The following is a 14069-nucleotide window of genomic DNA, read 5'->3' as shown; positions in this document are numbered from 1 at the left end:
TAATAGATCAAGTTAATCATAAGTTTTACTTGATATTAATTAACTAGAATCTAAGAATATGAAACAATATAAAACTATACAGCTACAATTGAAACCAGAAATAGAAGATCGTCTGATTACCCAAGCTAATAAACAAGGTTTATCAATTGAATCTTATCTTGAATCTTTAATTGAAGATAGTTTGAAAAATCAAGATGAAAAATCTTTTTCTCAAGTAACGGATGATGAAGATTGGGAAACAGCACTAATGAATTTAATCAATAGTCCTGCTTTTGCTGTAGCACCACCACTTTCAGATGCAGCTATTAGTAGAGATAGTATTTATACCAGAGAAGATGAAATGTTATGAAATATCTGGTAGATACTAATATTTTACTGCGTTTGGTACAAAAAAATAGTCCGATGCACCTTGATACTCAAAGGGCAATTTTAACGCTCAAAAAGCAAGGTAATTTTTTATGTATTATTCCACAAAATATAATTGAATTTTGGGCTGTTGCTACAAGACCACTTGATAAAAATGGCTTAGGTTTATCTATCACTCAAGCTGAAGAAGAAAGCGAAAAACTTAAAAAGATATTTATATTGGAATTGGATACACCACAAATTTTTACTAAGTGGGAATCTCTGGTTATTAAACATCAAGTGATGGGAAAACAGGTGCATGATGCACGTTTAGCTGCGGCTATGGTAGTTCATAATATTACACATTTATTGACATTTAATGTTGATGATTTTAAACGGTTTTCGGATATTGTAGTTGTTGATCCACGTAGTATTGTTTAATCATGGCGATCGCATCCCCTCAAACTTCCCAAATGGCGATTCCTGCGGAGCGCTTCGCTATCGCACCCTCTCCAACTTCCCAAACAGCGATACTTTGGGTAAGTTACACTTGCTAATTCTGATCTGATATACTGATAATATGTAAAAATCATCAAATGTAGTATTTTATGATTAATAATCACCAACTCATCACAGAAACATCCTCAACGACACCCTGGAACGATTTATTATTAGAAATTGCCCAAACTCCAGAAGAATACATACCAGAAATATTAGAAATTATCCGTTTATTTCGTCAAAATTTGATCAATAAACCAACAACTTCGATAAACACAGAAAAACACAAATTAAACTGGCAAGAATTTATTAATCAAACAGCAGGAAGTTGTGCTGATGATCCAATTATTCTGGATGATTTAGGAATTGATGATAGCTTAGATAACAGTTTAGAAGAAATGATTAATTCTTAGGAATACAAACTGATGAAATATTTATTAGATAGTAATGTTTGTATTCAATATCTTAATCAAAGATCAGAAAAGATTATTCAGCGTCTTCAAGATTTATCCGATATAGATATAGTCGTTTGTTCTATTGTCAAAGCTGAGTTATTTTATGGTGCAATGAGAACTCATAATCCTGCAAAAACTCTGCAAAAGCAGCAGGAATTTTTAGGGAGGTTTGTTTCTTTGTATTTTGATGATCAATGTGCTTTAATTTATGGCGAAATTCGTAGTAAATTGGCTGCTAAAGGTACTCCTATCGGTAATAATGATTTACATATTGCTGCTATTGCAATGGCTAATAATTTAACTTTAATTACTCACAATACTAGAGAATTTAGTAGAATTGATAATTTAAAATTAGAAGATTGGGAGATTTAGTAAATAGCAATAACTTCGGTAAGCTACGCTATCGCATCCCCTCAACTTCCCAAACATTCTTTTTTTAACGAACCACAGAGACACAGAGAAAGAGCGATCGCACCCCCTCCAACTTCCCAAACATCCTTTTTTAACGAACCACAGAGACACAGAGGACACAGAGAAAGAGAGATCGCACTCCCTCAACTTCCCAAAAGCGATTCCTGCGGAGCGCTTCGCTATCGCACCCCTTCAACTTCCCCAAACAGCGAACTGACAAGTCAGTGCTTGCGCTATCGCACCCTTCAACTTCCCAAACAGCAGTTATCACATTTTATAAATTTCAAACATTGCTTATTCTGATCCGATATACTGGTAATATGTAAAAATAATCAAATCTAGAATTTTATGATTAACAATCACCAATCCATTACAGCTAAATCATCAGCAAAACCCCGCAATGATTTATTAGTAGAAATTGAACATACTCCAGAAGAATATATACCAGAATTACTACAAATTGTCCGGTTATTTCGTCAAAGTGTGACGATGAAACAGACATCTTTAAAGAACTGGGAAAATTCTATTAAGGAAATTGATGAAAGTGATGCAATTAAAAAAGAACATAGAAAAACCAATATTAAAAGATTATTCGAGTCATGGAATGAATCAGATGATCAACAAGAACAACAAGAAACTTTAGAAATTATTGAATCAATGAATGGTATTTCAATTTAAAATACAATGAGTAAGGTTATTATTTTAGATTCTGCACCTGTGGGATTAATTACTAATCCTAAAGGAAATCCTCTATCTGTGCAATGTCAAGAATGGTTTTATAGTCTTTTTGAAAGAGGTTATGAAGTCATTTTACCAGAAATTATAGATTATGAAATTAGACGGGAATTATTAAGAGCAAATAAGTTATCAGGAATTAGAAAACTGAATCAACTTAAATCAGAAATTATTTATCTTCCTATTACCACAGAAGTAATGTTAAAAGCAGCAGAATTATGGGCTGAGGTGAGAAATAAAGGTAAATCTACAGCAGATAATAAGGCTTTAGATGGTGATGTTATTTTAGCTGCTCAATCTATTTTAGTTGCTAATTATGGAAATGAGGTAATTATTGCCACAAGTAATAAAAAGCATCTTTCTCTTTTTATTGATGCTAGAGAATGGCAAGAAATTTAAACGGTGAGAGCGATCGCATCCCCTCAAACTTCCCAAACAGCGATCGCACCCCCTCAACCTCCCAACATCCTTTTTTAACGAACCACAGAGACACAGAGGACACAGAGAAAGAGAGATCGCACCCCCTCAACTCCCAAACAGCGATCGCACCCCTCAACTCCCAAACAGCGATCGCACTCTTCAACCTCCCCAATAGCGATCGCACTCCCTCAACCTCCCCAAACAGCGATCGCACCCCTCCAACTTCCCAAACAGCGATCGCACCCCCTCAACTCCAAACAGCAATCGCACCCCTCCAACTTCCCAAACAGCGATCGCACCCCCTCAACTCCCCAAACAGCGATCGCACTCCCTCAACTCTCCAAACAGCGCACCCCTCCAACTTCCCAAAAGCGATCACACTCCCTCACTCCCCAAACAGCGATCGCACCCCTTAACCTTCCAAACAGCGATCGCACCCCCTCAACTCCAAACAGCAATCGCACCCCCTCAATCTCCCAAACAGTGATCGCACCCCCTCAACCTCCCAAACAGTGATCGCACCCCCTCAACTTCCCAATATCCTTTTTTAACGAACCACAGAGACACAGAGAACACAGAGAAAGAGCGATCGCACCCCTCCAACTTCCCAACATCCTTTTTTAACGAACCACGAAGAAGCGAAGAACACGAAGGAATAGAAGAAGAGAAAGCGAATTTTATATTTTCTAGTCAAGTATCCCTTTTTGCCGTTAAATTATGTAATACTATTAGGAAATTTATTAAATTTAACAAAATTAGAAAATGAATCAACAAGATAATATTGAATTTGCTATATATATTGATGAATCTGGTAGTGCAAAACCAAATCCTAAAGATGAATGTCCTGTTTTTGCTATGGGTGGAGTTTTAATTAAAAGAAGTGATGAACAAATTATTAATCAATTGGTACTAGATTTTAAAAATCGTTGGAATATTAGTCAAGAACAACCTTTACATGGTAACGAAATACGCTCTAAGAAAAAAGGATTTGCTTGGTTAGGTAAATTATCTAAGGTTGAACAGCAGCAATTTTTGGAAGATTTGACACAAACTATAATTAGTTGTCCTATACTTGTTCATGCTTGTGTTATCTCTCGTCAAGGATATCTCAATCGTTACTTAGAAAAGTATGGTGAAAATACTTGGGAAATGATGAAAAGTGCGTTTTCTATTTTAATAGAACGTAGTGCTAAATATGCAGCTATTAATAATGGTAGTTTAATGGTTTATTTTGAAGCAGCAGGTAAAAATGAAGATAATCTGCTAAAACAATATTTTTACGATTTAAGAGCTAAAGGTCAACCTTTTAATATTACGACATCTGATAAATATTCACCTTTATCTGCTGATGATTTATCAAAATTATTAAGAGGAATAGACAGCAAAACAAAAGCTAGTTGTGTTATGCAAATTGCTGATTTATGTTTGTATCCAGTTGTGCGTAGTAAAGATAGTCCTGATAATCAAGCATTTCTAGCCCTTAAAAATGCTAATTTACTTGTGGATTGTAGGTTACAACAGGATCAAGTTACTACTTTAGGAATTAAGTATTATTGCTTTGATAGCCCATAAAAACAACAAAACCGCTACGTAAGCGGTTTATGATGCGGCAGTCATACGACTACCCCCAGGCTATGCCTACCTTTATATTATCTTCTGATTTGTTAATTGTCAATATCTGATTGAGGTTTTTATGGTTTTGGTAGAGCGATCGCACCCCTTCAACTCCCCAAACAGCGATACCTTCGGTAAGCTACGCTATCGCACTCCATCAACGTGCCAAAGAGCGATCGCACTCCCTCAACTCCCCAAACAGCGATCGCACCCCTCCAAACTTCCCAAACAGCGATCGCATCCCTTCAACTCCCCAAAAGCGATCGCACTCCCTCAACTCCCCAAATAGCGATCGCATCCCCTCAACTCCCAAACAGCGATCGCACCCCTCCAACTTCCCAAAAGCGATCGCACCCCTCCAACTTCCCAAACAGCGATCGCATCCCTTCAAATCCCCAAACAGCGATCGCACCCCCTCAACTCCCCAAATAGCGATCGCACTCTCTCAACTTCCCAATATCCTTTTTTAACAAACCACGAAGAAGCGAAGAGCGCGAAGTTAAGAAAGAAGAGAAGAGAGATAAAAACATTATTCTACCAGTTTAGCAGCTATTGATTTACCAATATTATGGTAGTATTCATTACGTATAGCTCTAGGAAATTTAGCCATTACAAACACAGTTTGACTATTGCTACCAATAAAGAAATCTTCTAGAGAATCTTCTGAAGGTTTTATAAATTCAACATCTGTTATTTGTCTCCAATAATATTCATATCCCATACCGTAGAACACAACGGCTTTAGGTTGATGTTCTGTGATTCTTTGACTAATATGATTCATTCGTTTTTCAAGACAATACTTTGTATAAGTATCTCTATCTGATAAAAAAGGAAGTTTAGAATGTTTAGCATATATCCAATTATTAATAGATGGTGAAGGTAAAGGCAATAATTCTAATAAACAAGTTTCTTTATTTTTCCTACCTAATTCCTTTATTTGATAGTCACGAATATCCTCTTTATTAATATTCTCTTTTCCTTTAGCAGTTAATACCATACGCATTATTGCCCTCCATACTGGTACATCCAATTTTGCACCTGTTTGAAAACCTTGCGGCCATCCCATCTCTATATGATATTCAGCAATATCGTCTATTTCTCTCTGCTCCCTTTTTCCCCATAAATTGATTCTTTGATCAGTATCTTTAAAGCTTCCATCTCCTGCTTCTTCCATACCAATAAACCAATATTTTCCTTCATAATTACCATATCCATAAAATTTCTCAATTCTTTTTTCTAAAAGTTCATCATTTAATAATTGTTGACTGTCCATAATTATGTAATACTCCTGAGATAAAGATATTTGACAAGTAAAATATATTGTAGTACAAGTAAACTATAGTGTCAAGCAAAAAAACTTATTATAACCATTTGATATTACCTAGATCATGACACTTGACAAGTAAAAACGACTATAGTATAAATGTTCTAGTATTTCCAATTAAAGAAAAATAATCAGGAGTTAATATGGGTGTAGGTTGGTGGTCTAAAGCGGAAGTTGTCACAACTGAACCGGAAAAAGTCAAAGAGTTAATTTTGCAAATTACAAATGAGGGGGAAACTACAGGGGTTTATAACATAGAAATAAAAGGCAATTCTATTTTTTTCGATTCAGATGCTTATGGGCGTTATGGTATAGAGTGGGAAGAGGGTTTTTTTGATACTTATGACTCACTTTTATTTGCAAGATTATGTGAGGAATATACAGGAGCATTAATTTGTTTTGAGGCTGTCAACCCAGGTGAGATGTGTAACTATTATTGTTCATCAATTTGGATGAAACCTGAAGGGGTAGTTAAACCGAAAACGGAGGATGAGGATGATGATGATCAATATGAAAGTGAGGAAAATGAAACTTTTTATATAATAAGTCATGTACTCTGGTGGGAAGATTTGGATTGTTCAAAATCCTATGATGATTATGAACCTGCATTTCAGAGATATTTTAATACTGAACTTATTACTTTATGGTCTCCTACATTTGACTACATAGAAAAACATAGAGAGGAAATGCCAAATCTCTATGCGGCTTATATAAAAGCTAAAGAAGATGGATTTGATGATTGGGTAATACCCTCGTGGATTAAAGAAAAAGCAATTACTTATGAAGTTGCTCAACAAATAGGAGAATTATATAGTGATGATCAAGATGCTGTAATTCAAGATTGTTTTAATAATATGGAGAAGCAAATTTCTGATCAATCGTATTTTTACGATGGAATCAACAGTTGCATTAATGAAGTAACGTTCTTTGCATACAGTTGGCTGGCGTGTACTGGCATGGATGAGGGTAAATTAATTGGTCCGATAATTGTTACCCCGTTCCAAATAATATCTTTACCTGCTTCTGTACAAGCGCAGTTTCCACCTTGTTCTGCGGCTAAGTCTACTATTACTGAACCGGGTTTCATTTGCGCTACCATTTCTTCTGTCACCAGTCTGGGGGCTTGTCTTCCTGGTACTTGGGCGGTGGTAATGACGATATCGGAGTTTTTGACGTGGCTGGCTACTAGTTCTTGGGTACGCTTTTTACTGTCTTCTGAAATTTCTTTGGCGTAACCACCGGCTGCGACGGTTTCTTCTTCGAGTTTGACTTCGACGAATTTCGCCCCTAAGCTTTGCACTTCTTCTTTGACGGCTGGGCGGATGTCAAAGGCTTCTACTACTGCTCCTAGCCTTCTTGCGGTGGCGATCGCTTGCAATCCTGCCACACCTGCCCCCATAATAAATACTTTGGCGGGAGCAATTGTCCCTGCCGCAGTCGTCAACATGGGAAAATATTTCGGTAATGCCGCCGCCGCAATCAATACGGCTTTATAGCCCGCCAGAGAAGCCTGGGAAGACAAGGCATCCATGCTTTGCGCTCTGGTGGTACGGGGGATTAATTCCATACTCAAAGCTGTAATTTGCCGATTTGCTAATTGTTGGGCAATTACGGGATTTCCCAGAGGATTGAGGAAGCTAATTAATACAGAACCGGATTTAAGTAACTCAATTTCTGTCCGGCCATCTTCTCTGGTTTGGGGTGGGCTAACTTTGAGTAAAATATCTGCTTCACTCCATAATTGAGCAGAATTGCCGATAATTTTAGCACCTGCTGCTTCATAGTCAGCATCGCTGAAAAATGCTTTTTCTCCCGCCCCTGCTTCTACAAAAACTTCTAAACCTTGTTTGACTAATTTGGCTACGGTGTCGGGAATTAAAGCTACACGCCGTTCACAAACTTCTATTTCTTTCGCAACTGCTATTTTCATGCCATCTCCTAGAAATAAATCCTTAACATCACCCCTTGACTATTAATTAAGCTGTCGGGATGATTAACCATGAATTACCTTTGTAGATAGAACTTTCAACCTTTTTGTTTTTCCTATCCTTGGGCTTTATTCACAATCTCAACTTGACAATATGCAAATATCATCCTTGCAAAATAGCTATAAGTAGAATTAGTTATCGCACATCCTATGCCGATATCTACATTTTGTATATTGTTCTTCAGATTATTTTATATTTGGGAAAAATCTCACCCTGAAAGTTTTATGTATTTAAAATATACTTGTGTACTAAAATATTTATAATTAGCAATAAAAATTATTCTTTAGCAATACAAAACTATATAATCTGGATTTTATCTCTTGTCGGGCGCGTCAGCCCCGGTAAACACCTACTCGATAATTTATTCCCAAAGCCAAAAACAACACAATTTCCCTTATTCATCTTATCGCAGGTTGGTACGGCGCGTAAGTCCTATAATCTTAGTTTCAGGAATGGAAATTTTCACTGACTGAAAAGGCACTTTTATCTTTCACCAACGTCAATTGTCAAGCATATAGTAGTAAAGTTTAGTTACAAATACTGATACTTCGTGACAAACTACCAACTAGAGGAAACCTAATTTATGAAACGCCTACTTTCTGCCTTAGCCGTGACTAGCTGCTTATTAGCGGGTTTACCAGCGATAACTTTAGCCCAGAATGGTTTAACACTTTTTAGTGGGGTCAAAAGTGAAAATCAGTTACCCTTTCGGTTAGATTTTGGCGGACAAACCAGCAACACAGATCGTTATATACTCAGGGTTCCTGCCAAACAAATGAAACTAGCAGTAGCTCAATTTACCATTACTTATCCTGATTATTACAAGGGAACTTTCGATCCCAAAAGTGTTGAAGTCATAGTTAAAGGTAAAAAAGTCCCCCTATCTGAGGTCAAATGGGATAAAGAAGGTGGTGTGATTCAAATATTTCCTGAAGAACCAGTTCCCGCCGGTCGCAAAGTCGAGTTAGTCTTATCCAATGTACAGAATCCAGCTTTTGGGGGAGTTTACTATTTCAAATGTCAAGTTCTTTCCCCCGGTGATGTCCCATTACTGCGCTATCTTGGTACGTGGATTATCAGTATTAACTAAAAAGGCAAGAGGCAAGAGGCAAGGGGCAAGAGGCAACGGACAACGGACAACGGACAACGGACAACGGACAACGGACAACGGACAACGGACAACGGACAACGGACAACGGACAACGGACAACGGACAACTGACAACTGACAACTGACAACTCCATCCAGAAATATGTTTTTATTGCCTGTAAAGTGGTAAAATATCAGATTGTGACTTTTTATGAAAATCGCCTAAGAGGAGAACCGTATGCAAAGAACACTGGGCGGCACTTGCCGTAAGAGAAAAAGAACATCTGGATTCCGTGCCAGAATGCGAACACCAGACGGTAGAAACGTGATTAGTGCCAGAAGAAGAAAAGGGCGGCATCGTCTGAGCGTTTAGGGTAACAAAATTCAGCAATTAAGAACTGTTGTGGCTTTGCCCAAAGCATATCGGCTCAAATCCCGTCAGGATTTTCAGGCAGTTTTCCGAGAAGGAATTCGGCGACATAGTTCTCATTTCACACTGAGAGCTTTAAAACCTACTCTTGCGACAGAACCTTCTTTGGATGCTGCCCCCCCTAGCACAAAAATTGGTATTGCCATTAGTACAAAAGTCAGTAAACGCGCCGTTGTTCGCAACAAAATCAAAAGGCAAATAACAGCAGCATTACATCAACTATTGCCTAAATTACTCCCAGGATGGCGGCTAGTATTAATTGTGAAACCAACAACAACAGAATCTGAGTGCGAAACCCAGAAATTTCTGCAAGAATTAGAGCAGTTGTTGGCACAAACTGAGGTATTAAATGGGTATTCGTGAAGAAGTTTATTATGAGGGTGGTCCCCACATTGGGGATTTGATTTTTAACCTGCTAATTGGGCTAACAGTAGTGGGTATACCCTTAGCTGTGGGAGCAATAGTCAGAGCAGTGTGGCTACGCTTCCGCATCACAGATCGAAGGATATGTGTAACTGGTGGTTGGATGGGACGCGATCGCTATGATGTAATTTATTCAGAAGTAGTGAAAGTTGTCAAAGTTCCCCGTGCCATCGGTCTATGGGGAGATATGGCAGTTACCCTCAAAAATGGTACTCTCATCGAAATGCGGGCTGTTCCCAATTTTCGGGAAGTCTATGACTACATTAATGAAAAAATTGCTGCTAAAAATCCCCAATATAGCAATCCTAAATGAGTCACTTGATTTTGGATTTACGTTAGCGAAGCGTACGCAGCGCAGCGAGTATTTTAGATTTTGGATTGAGTTTACCCTAAAGTGTATAGCTGGAAAATTTTGGATTTGGGATTTACGTGAGCGAAGCGTACGCAGCGCAGCGAGTATTTTTCCATCCTTCAGGACGGGGCTTGTACCAAATTTTTTGCATCTAAAATCTAAAATCTAAAATTCCCGGTCATTTTTCCAGAGCGTTAACATTCACATTTTTAGATCATGTGCGGCTATCCTTAACTTCCATAGCTTGTGGATAGTCGCAGCAATGCTTAACAAAAACCTCTACAATATAGAGCAAAAGCTTGGAAGAGAACCGCCTCTAGTCAGAGGATAGGATCAACTGAGTATCCCACTCCCAACCGGGGTGGGAGTGTCAAAGTACCGCAGGTTGAATTCAGAATAATGGATTTTGGTATCGGGTTTCTCTCGAACAACGTGATGTTGCCAATCATAGACCTTTTCTATGGTTTTGTCCCTAGCTATGGGTTGGCGATAGTAGCCTTAACATTGATTATCCGCTTTGCACTCTACCCCCTGAGTGCTGGCTCTATCCGCAGTATGCGGCGGATGCGAGTTGTGCAGCCTGTGATGCAAAAGCGTATGGCAGAAATTAAAGAACGCTATAAAGATGATCAGCAAAAGCAACAAGAGGAAATGCTCAAGGTCCAAAGTGAATTTGGTAATCCCTTAGCAGGATGTCTACCTTTACTGTTGCAAATGCCAGTATTACTAGCACTGTTTGCAACTTTGCGGGGTTCGCCTTTTTCTGGTGTTAACTATTCCGTTAACCTGCAAATCTTCCCTCAAGAAGAGATTGAGCGCATTCAACCCCAAGCATTTGCCACTCCTCCACAAAATATCTACATTGCTGACGGTGATCACACTCCCATTTCTGCGATCTTACCAGGAGGCGATAAGTTAACAGTGGGAGAAAAAACTAAGATTCAATATCAAACCGTAGAAGGCAAACCATTTGATTTGCTTCTCAAGGAACACCCAGAAGCTCAGTTAACACCCACCTGGAAAGTCACCAAAGGCGCAGAGAGGGTGAAAATTGATGCCGAAGGCAATGTAGAGGCTCTAGAACCCGGAGACGTGACCATTCAAGGCACAATTCCCGGACTAGCAGCAGAAAAAGGATTTCTCTTTATTGATGCTTTAGGTCGAGTAGGTGCTATTGATCCCGATAACACAGTCCATTGGGATATTGTGGCGATGATTGTCTTCTTTGGTATCAGCCTTTATGTCAGCCAAATGCTGTCTGGGCAAAATTCCAGCGGTGGCAACCCTCAGCAAGATACAGTCAATAAAATTACCCCTGTCATCTTTTCTGGGATGTTCCTATTCTTTCCTCTGCCGGCTGGGGTACTTATGTATATGGTAATTGGTAACGTTTTCCAAACTATCCAAACATATATCCTCTCCCGTGAACCTCTACCAGAAGAAATTCAGAAAATCGTAGATTCACAAGAAAAAGAAGCCCAAACCATCGAAGTAAAAGCGTTGCCATTTGAACCCAAAAGTTCTAAGAAAAAGGCTACCGGTTGATTATGAGCGACATTTCTATGCAGAGTAGTGAACAATGGCTACAAAATTTGCTACTTTTAACTGGTGTATCTACTCAAGTACGGGCTAATTTAGAACCTAAGCCATCTTCAGGACAAGATACACCAACAGGAGAAAGCTACTGGTTAACAATAGATCAAACCAACTTAACATCAGAACAAATTAGGATTTTAATTGGTGCTGGTGGTTCGGTGCTAGATAGTATTCAGTATCTAGCAAATTCCGTTCTCAACTTAAATCAACCAGAAGAAAATCAGACAGCTTACACAATTGAATTGAATGGTTATCGGGTGAGGCGAGAAGCCGAAATCCGCACTTTAGCTGAAACTGCTGCCGCAGAAGTCCGTTTTTCTGGAAGAGAGGTAGAACTTCAATCTCTCAGTTCCTCAGAACGCCGACAAATCCACACTTTATTGCAGGAATTTTCGGATTTAGAAACCTTCAGTCGCGGCAAAGAACCTCATCGTCATTTAGTTGTTCGTCAAGCAGTCACACCATAATTAGGTAATAGGGAACGGGGAACAGGGAACAGGAAACAGGGAACAGACAAAAATATTACCAATTACCAGTTACCAATTACCCATTACCCATTACCAATGATCAATTTTGATGGTATTTCACAAATCCTATGGACGCTATTTTTATTCCGCAGCTATCTAAAGCCCCGGAGCGGACAGAGGAAATTCAAGTTCAAGAGTTTCTGCCTGGACTAGAAACATTGACACCCGTTCGCGGAGTTATCCAGGTTAAACATCAGGGTAACTATTTAGAAGTTTCATCTCAGGCAGAAACAATTGTTACCTGTACTTGCAACCGCTGTTTGCAGCAGTATAACCATCGTTTGGTTCTTGATACTCAGGAAGTCATTTGGTTAGATGAAACTGCTAATCAAACGGAAGATTTGCCTTTAGAAATGGAAGTTGCTGTCGAAGATTTACTGGAAACTTTAGCACCTGATGGTCATTTTGATCCCAGTGAATGGCTTTATCAGCAAATGTGTTTAGCGTTACCTCAGCGTCAATTATGTAACCTTAATTGTCCAGGTATTCTAAATACTGCTGTTTCTGAACCACCTATTGATAGCCGTTGGGCTTTATTAGATGCTTTGAAAAAACAACTTCCAGATAATTAGTAAATTTACTATTTGGTGCGTTATGGCTTAATTCTTTATGGCTGGGTAAAAGCTGTTAATACTCTCTCAAGCTCCTCAAGGATTTTTTATCTTTGTGGAGTTTTTAATTACAGAAAAATGAACCACGAAGACACGAAGAACACTAAGGGAAGAGGGTTTTAGAGGTATTTTACGTAATTCCTAATTAGGGCTTGACAACTTACTCTCTTTTTGAAAGAATTAGATAAAAGAAGTGAGAGTCGAAACCAATGATTTACATAAATCAGAAAAAGTTAAAAGCAAAACCCAAAATATATGCACTTAATTTCAATTCGCAACCTCCGCGAAGAAGCAGCTAAGTATCCCAATATCAAAAAACAAATTGAAAGTTGGTATACAACTGTTAAAAAATCCGAATGGCAAAGTTTGGATGATGTTCAAAAAACTTACCGAGATGCTGAAGCTGTTGGTAATTTTACTGTTTTTAATATTAAAGGTAATGATTATCGTTTAATTGTCGGGATTAATTATGAAACAAAAAAGGTTCACTACAAATATTTGCTAACTCACGCAGAATATAATAAAAATAAATGGAAAAATGACCCTTACTTTTGACCGAAATACTTATAGTCAATTACTAGCAGAAATCGCTCCTCAAGTAATTGAAACTGAAGCGGAGTATGAACGACTTTTAAAAGTTGCAGAATTTCTAACTTTTAAAAAAAATCTTACTCCAGAGGAGCGAATTCTAGACAAATTGATTGTCAAACTCATTGAAGATTATGAAGAAGAAAATTATCCAATGGATGAATCTACACCTCATGAAATATTGCTACATCTTATGGAATCTAGTGGAATTCGTCAAGCTGACTTAGTACGTATTCTTGGTTCTAGCAGTGGTGTGGTTTCAGAGGTTGTCAACGGTAAACGTTCAATTAGTAAAGCACAAGCAAAAGCCTTGGGAGAATATTTTAAAGTGTCTCCTAGTTTATTTATTTAGAGGTTGTTTGAAAAGTCTAAATTCATACATAGGGTTTGCTGAATAAGTAACCAAAGCAAACCTAGATGCCACACAGTTTGAAAAATGGTGGTTTGGGAGATTGGTTTCCAAATTCACCCCCTGATTTTTCATGGAAATGCAAGGATTTTGAGGCTCTAAATGCCATAGCCTTGCACTTTTTTGTTTTCAAAATCCGCGAACCCCTTATTGAGAAGCGGTTATAGCTATCAATTCGCCCGTGTGCGTTTCCCCCTTCGGTCTGAAGACGCGAAGCTCCCAACGCTACCGCGTTCCTCTTGTGGAATTTATAC

The 14069-nt window shown here is 38.4% G+C and carries 21 protein-coding genes; 19 read left to right on the top strand and 2 right to left on the bottom strand.

Annotation, left to right across the window (positions count from 1 at the left end):
- Positions 1-58: 58 nt before the first annotated feature.
- From NG743_RS25105 to NG743_RS25065, 9 genes are all read left to right on the top strand, one after another.
- Positions 59-349: a hypothetical protein gene (locus tag NG743_RS25105; protein WP_027401318.1), complete on the top strand. Its 291-nt coding sequence runs from the start codon at positions 59-61 to the stop codon at positions 347-349.
- Positions 346-786 (top strand): type II toxin-antitoxin system VapC family toxin, encoded by a 441-nt coding sequence (locus tag NG743_RS25100; RefSeq protein ID WP_027401319.1) that lies wholly within the window; start codon positions 346-348, stop codon positions 784-786. The genes NG743_RS25105 and NG743_RS25100 overlap by 4 nt, the downstream gene beginning before the upstream one ends.
- 167 nt (positions 787-953) lie before the next feature.
- The gene (locus NG743_RS25095; RefSeq protein WP_035081365.1) at positions 954-1256 is read left to right on the top strand and encodes a hypothetical protein; all 303 of its coding nucleotides are present in this window, start codon (positions 954-956) and stop codon (positions 1254-1256) included.
- A gap of 12 nt (positions 1257-1268) precedes the next feature.
- Entirely contained in the window at positions 1269-1670 is a 402-nt protein-coding gene (gene vapC, locus NG743_RS25090) for a type II toxin-antitoxin system tRNA(fMet)-specific endonuclease VapC (RefSeq protein ID WP_027401320.1), read from the top strand.
- A 387-nt stretch (positions 1671-2057) separates the two neighbouring features.
- Positions 2058-2387: a hypothetical protein gene (locus NG743_RS25085; RefSeq protein WP_027401321.1), complete on the top strand. Its 330-nt coding sequence runs from the start codon at positions 2058-2060 to the stop codon at positions 2385-2387.
- A gap of 6 nt (positions 2388-2393) precedes the next feature.
- Entirely contained in the window at positions 2394-2843 is a 450-nt protein-coding gene (locus NG743_RS25080) for a type II toxin-antitoxin system VapC family toxin (RefSeq protein ID WP_027401322.1), read from the top strand.
- Positions 2828-3280 (top strand): hypothetical protein, encoded by a 453-nt coding sequence (locus tag NG743_RS25075; RefSeq protein WP_257121108.1) that lies wholly within the window; start codon positions 2828-2830, stop codon positions 3278-3280. The genes NG743_RS25080 and NG743_RS25075 overlap by 16 nt, the downstream gene beginning before the upstream one ends.
- Positions 3281-3626: 346 nt before the next feature.
- Positions 3627-4436, top strand: coding sequence for a DUF3800 domain-containing protein (locus NG743_RS25070; protein WP_027401326.1), 810 nt, complete (start codon positions 3627-3629; stop codon positions 4434-4436).
- Positions 4437-4640: 204 nt separating this feature from the next.
- Positions 4641-4910, top strand: coding sequence for a hypothetical protein (locus NG743_RS25065; protein WP_257121107.1), 270 nt, complete (start codon positions 4641-4643; stop codon positions 4908-4910).
- A gap of 97 nt (positions 4911-5007) precedes the next feature.
- Here the strand turns inward: NG743_RS25065 and NG743_RS25060 are convergent, their stop codons facing one another.
- Together NG743_RS25060 and NG743_RS25055 are read right to left on the bottom strand one after the other, a co-directional pair.
- Positions 5008-5751, bottom strand: coding sequence for a hypothetical protein (locus NG743_RS25060; protein WP_193962214.1), 744 nt, complete (start codon positions 5749-5751; stop codon positions 5008-5010).
- 937 nt (positions 5752-6688) lie between these two features.
- A complete protein-coding gene (locus NG743_RS25055; protein WP_257121106.1) occupies positions 6689-7732 on the bottom strand; it encodes a Re/Si-specific NAD(P)(+) transhydrogenase subunit alpha in 1044 nt (347 codons plus the stop codon).
- Between the two features lie 641 nt (positions 7733-8373).
- Here NG743_RS25055 and NG743_RS25050 point away from each other — a divergent pair.
- From NG743_RS25050 to NG743_RS25005, 10 genes are all read left to right on the top strand, one after another.
- The gene (locus tag NG743_RS25050; protein WP_027401332.1) at positions 8374-8880 is read left to right on the top strand and encodes a DUF2808 domain-containing protein; all 507 of its coding nucleotides are present in this window, start codon (positions 8374-8376) and stop codon (positions 8878-8880) included.
- Positions 8852-9025, top strand: a complete 174-nt coding sequence (locus NG743_RS25045) for a hypothetical protein (protein WP_257121105.1) — start codon at positions 8852-8854, stop codon at positions 9023-9025. Before NG743_RS25050 ends, NG743_RS25045 begins: the two co-directional genes overlap by 29 nt.
- Before the next feature lie 92 nt (positions 9026-9117).
- Positions 9118-9252 carry a 50S ribosomal protein L34 gene (gene rpmH, locus NG743_RS25040; RefSeq protein WP_015209090.1) on the top strand — a complete coding sequence of 45 codons (135 nt, stop codon included), beginning with the start codon at positions 9118-9120 and terminating at the stop codon, positions 9250-9252.
- 30 nt (positions 9253-9282) lie between these two features.
- The gene (rnpA, locus tag NG743_RS25035) at positions 9283-9672 is read left to right on the top strand and encodes a ribonuclease P protein component (protein ID WP_027401333.1); all 390 of its coding nucleotides are present in this window, start codon (positions 9283-9285) and stop codon (positions 9670-9672) included.
- Positions 9659-10045 (top strand): PH domain-containing protein, encoded by a 387-nt coding sequence (locus tag NG743_RS25030; RefSeq protein WP_027401334.1) that lies wholly within the window; start codon positions 9659-9661, stop codon positions 10043-10045. The genes rnpA and NG743_RS25030 overlap by 14 nt, the downstream gene beginning before the upstream one ends.
- Positions 10046-10483: 438 nt before the next feature.
- On the top strand, positions 10484-11629 hold the full coding sequence (yidC, locus tag NG743_RS25025) for a membrane protein insertase YidC (RefSeq protein WP_027401335.1): 1146 nt from the start codon (positions 10484-10486) through the stop codon (positions 11627-11629).
- 2 nt (positions 11630-11631) lie between these two features.
- Positions 11632-12147 carry a Jag family protein gene (locus NG743_RS25020; protein WP_027401336.1) on the top strand — a complete coding sequence of 172 codons (516 nt, stop codon included), beginning with the start codon at positions 11632-11634 and terminating at the stop codon, positions 12145-12147.
- A 128-nt stretch (positions 12148-12275) separates the two neighbouring features.
- Positions 12276-12779: a YceD family protein gene (locus tag NG743_RS25015; protein WP_039199522.1), complete on the top strand. Its 504-nt coding sequence runs from the start codon at positions 12276-12278 to the stop codon at positions 12777-12779.
- Positions 12780-13073: 294 nt separating this feature from the next.
- Positions 13074-13373, top strand: a complete 300-nt coding sequence (locus NG743_RS25010) for a type II toxin-antitoxin system HigB family toxin (RefSeq protein WP_193962582.1) — start codon at positions 13074-13076, stop codon at positions 13371-13373.
- Positions 13357-13758 carry a helix-turn-helix domain-containing protein gene (locus NG743_RS25005; RefSeq protein WP_193962581.1) on the top strand — a complete coding sequence of 134 codons (402 nt, stop codon included), beginning with the start codon at positions 13357-13359 and terminating at the stop codon, positions 13756-13758. Before NG743_RS25010 ends, NG743_RS25005 begins: the two co-directional genes overlap by 17 nt.
- The last annotated feature ends 311 nt before the right edge of the window (positions 13759-14069 follow it).

This window comes from Dolichospermum heterosporum TAC447 (genome assembly GCF_024584745.1).
Classification (GTDB): Bacteria; Cyanobacteriota; Cyanobacteriia; order Cyanobacteriales; family Nostocaceae; genus Dolichospermum; species Dolichospermum heterosporum.
This window is presented reverse-complemented; position numbering and strand designations above follow the sequence as displayed.

Bases quoted from the DNA above. Each gene is read 5' to 3' on its own strand.
- NG743_RS25105 (WP_027401318.1), top strand. From the start codon at position 59: ATGAAACAATATAAAACTATACAGCTACAATTGAAACCAGAAATAGAA.
- NG743_RS25100 (WP_027401319.1), top strand. From the start codon at position 346: ATGAAATATCTGGTAGATACTAATATTTTACTGCGTTTGGTACAAAAA.
- NG743_RS25095 (WP_035081365.1), top strand. From the start codon at position 954: ATGATTAATAATCACCAACTCATCACAGAAACATCCTCAACGACACCC.
- vapC (WP_027401320.1), top strand. From the start codon at position 1,269: ATGAAATATTTATTAGATAGTAATGTTTGTATTCAATATCTTAATCAA.
- NG743_RS25085 (WP_027401321.1), top strand. From the start codon at position 2,058: ATGATTAACAATCACCAATCCATTACAGCTAAATCATCAGCAAAACCC.
- NG743_RS25080 (WP_027401322.1), top strand. From the start codon at position 2,394: ATGAGTAAGGTTATTATTTTAGATTCTGCACCTGTGGGATTAATTACT.
- NG743_RS25075 (WP_257121108.1), top strand. From the start codon at position 2,828: ATGGCAAGAAATTTAAACGGTGAGAGCGATCGCATCCCCTCAAACTTC.
- NG743_RS25070 (WP_027401326.1), top strand. From the start codon at position 3,627: ATGAATCAACAAGATAATATTGAATTTGCTATATATATTGATGAATCT.
- NG743_RS25060 (WP_193962214.1), bottom strand. From the start codon at position 5,751: ATGGACAGTCAACAATTATTAAATGATGAACTTTTAGAAAAAAGAATT.
- NG743_RS25055 (WP_257121106.1), bottom strand. From the start codon at position 7,732: ATGAAAATAGCAGTTGCGAAAGAAATAGAAGTTTGTGAACGGCGTGTA.
- NG743_RS25050 (WP_027401332.1), top strand. From the start codon at position 8,374: ATGAAACGCCTACTTTCTGCCTTAGCCGTGACTAGCTGCTTATTAGCG.
- rpmH (WP_015209090.1), top strand. From the start codon at position 9,118: ATGCAAAGAACACTGGGCGGCACTTGCCGTAAGAGAAAAAGAACATCT.
- NG743_RS25030 (WP_027401334.1), top strand. From the start codon at position 9,659: ATGGGTATTCGTGAAGAAGTTTATTATGAGGGTGGTCCCCACATTGGG.
- yidC (WP_027401335.1), top strand. From the start codon at position 10,484: ATGGATTTTGGTATCGGGTTTCTCTCGAACAACGTGATGTTGCCAATC.
- NG743_RS25020 (WP_027401336.1), top strand. From the start codon at position 11,632: ATGAGCGACATTTCTATGCAGAGTAGTGAACAATGGCTACAAAATTTG.
- NG743_RS25015 (WP_039199522.1), top strand. From the start codon at position 12,276: ATGGACGCTATTTTTATTCCGCAGCTATCTAAAGCCCCGGAGCGGACA.
- NG743_RS25010 (WP_193962582.1), top strand. From the start codon at position 13,074: ATGCACTTAATTTCAATTCGCAACCTCCGCGAAGAAGCAGCTAAGTAT.
- NG743_RS25005 (WP_193962581.1), top strand. From the start codon at position 13,357: ATGACCCTTACTTTTGACCGAAATACTTATAGTCAATTACTAGCAGAA.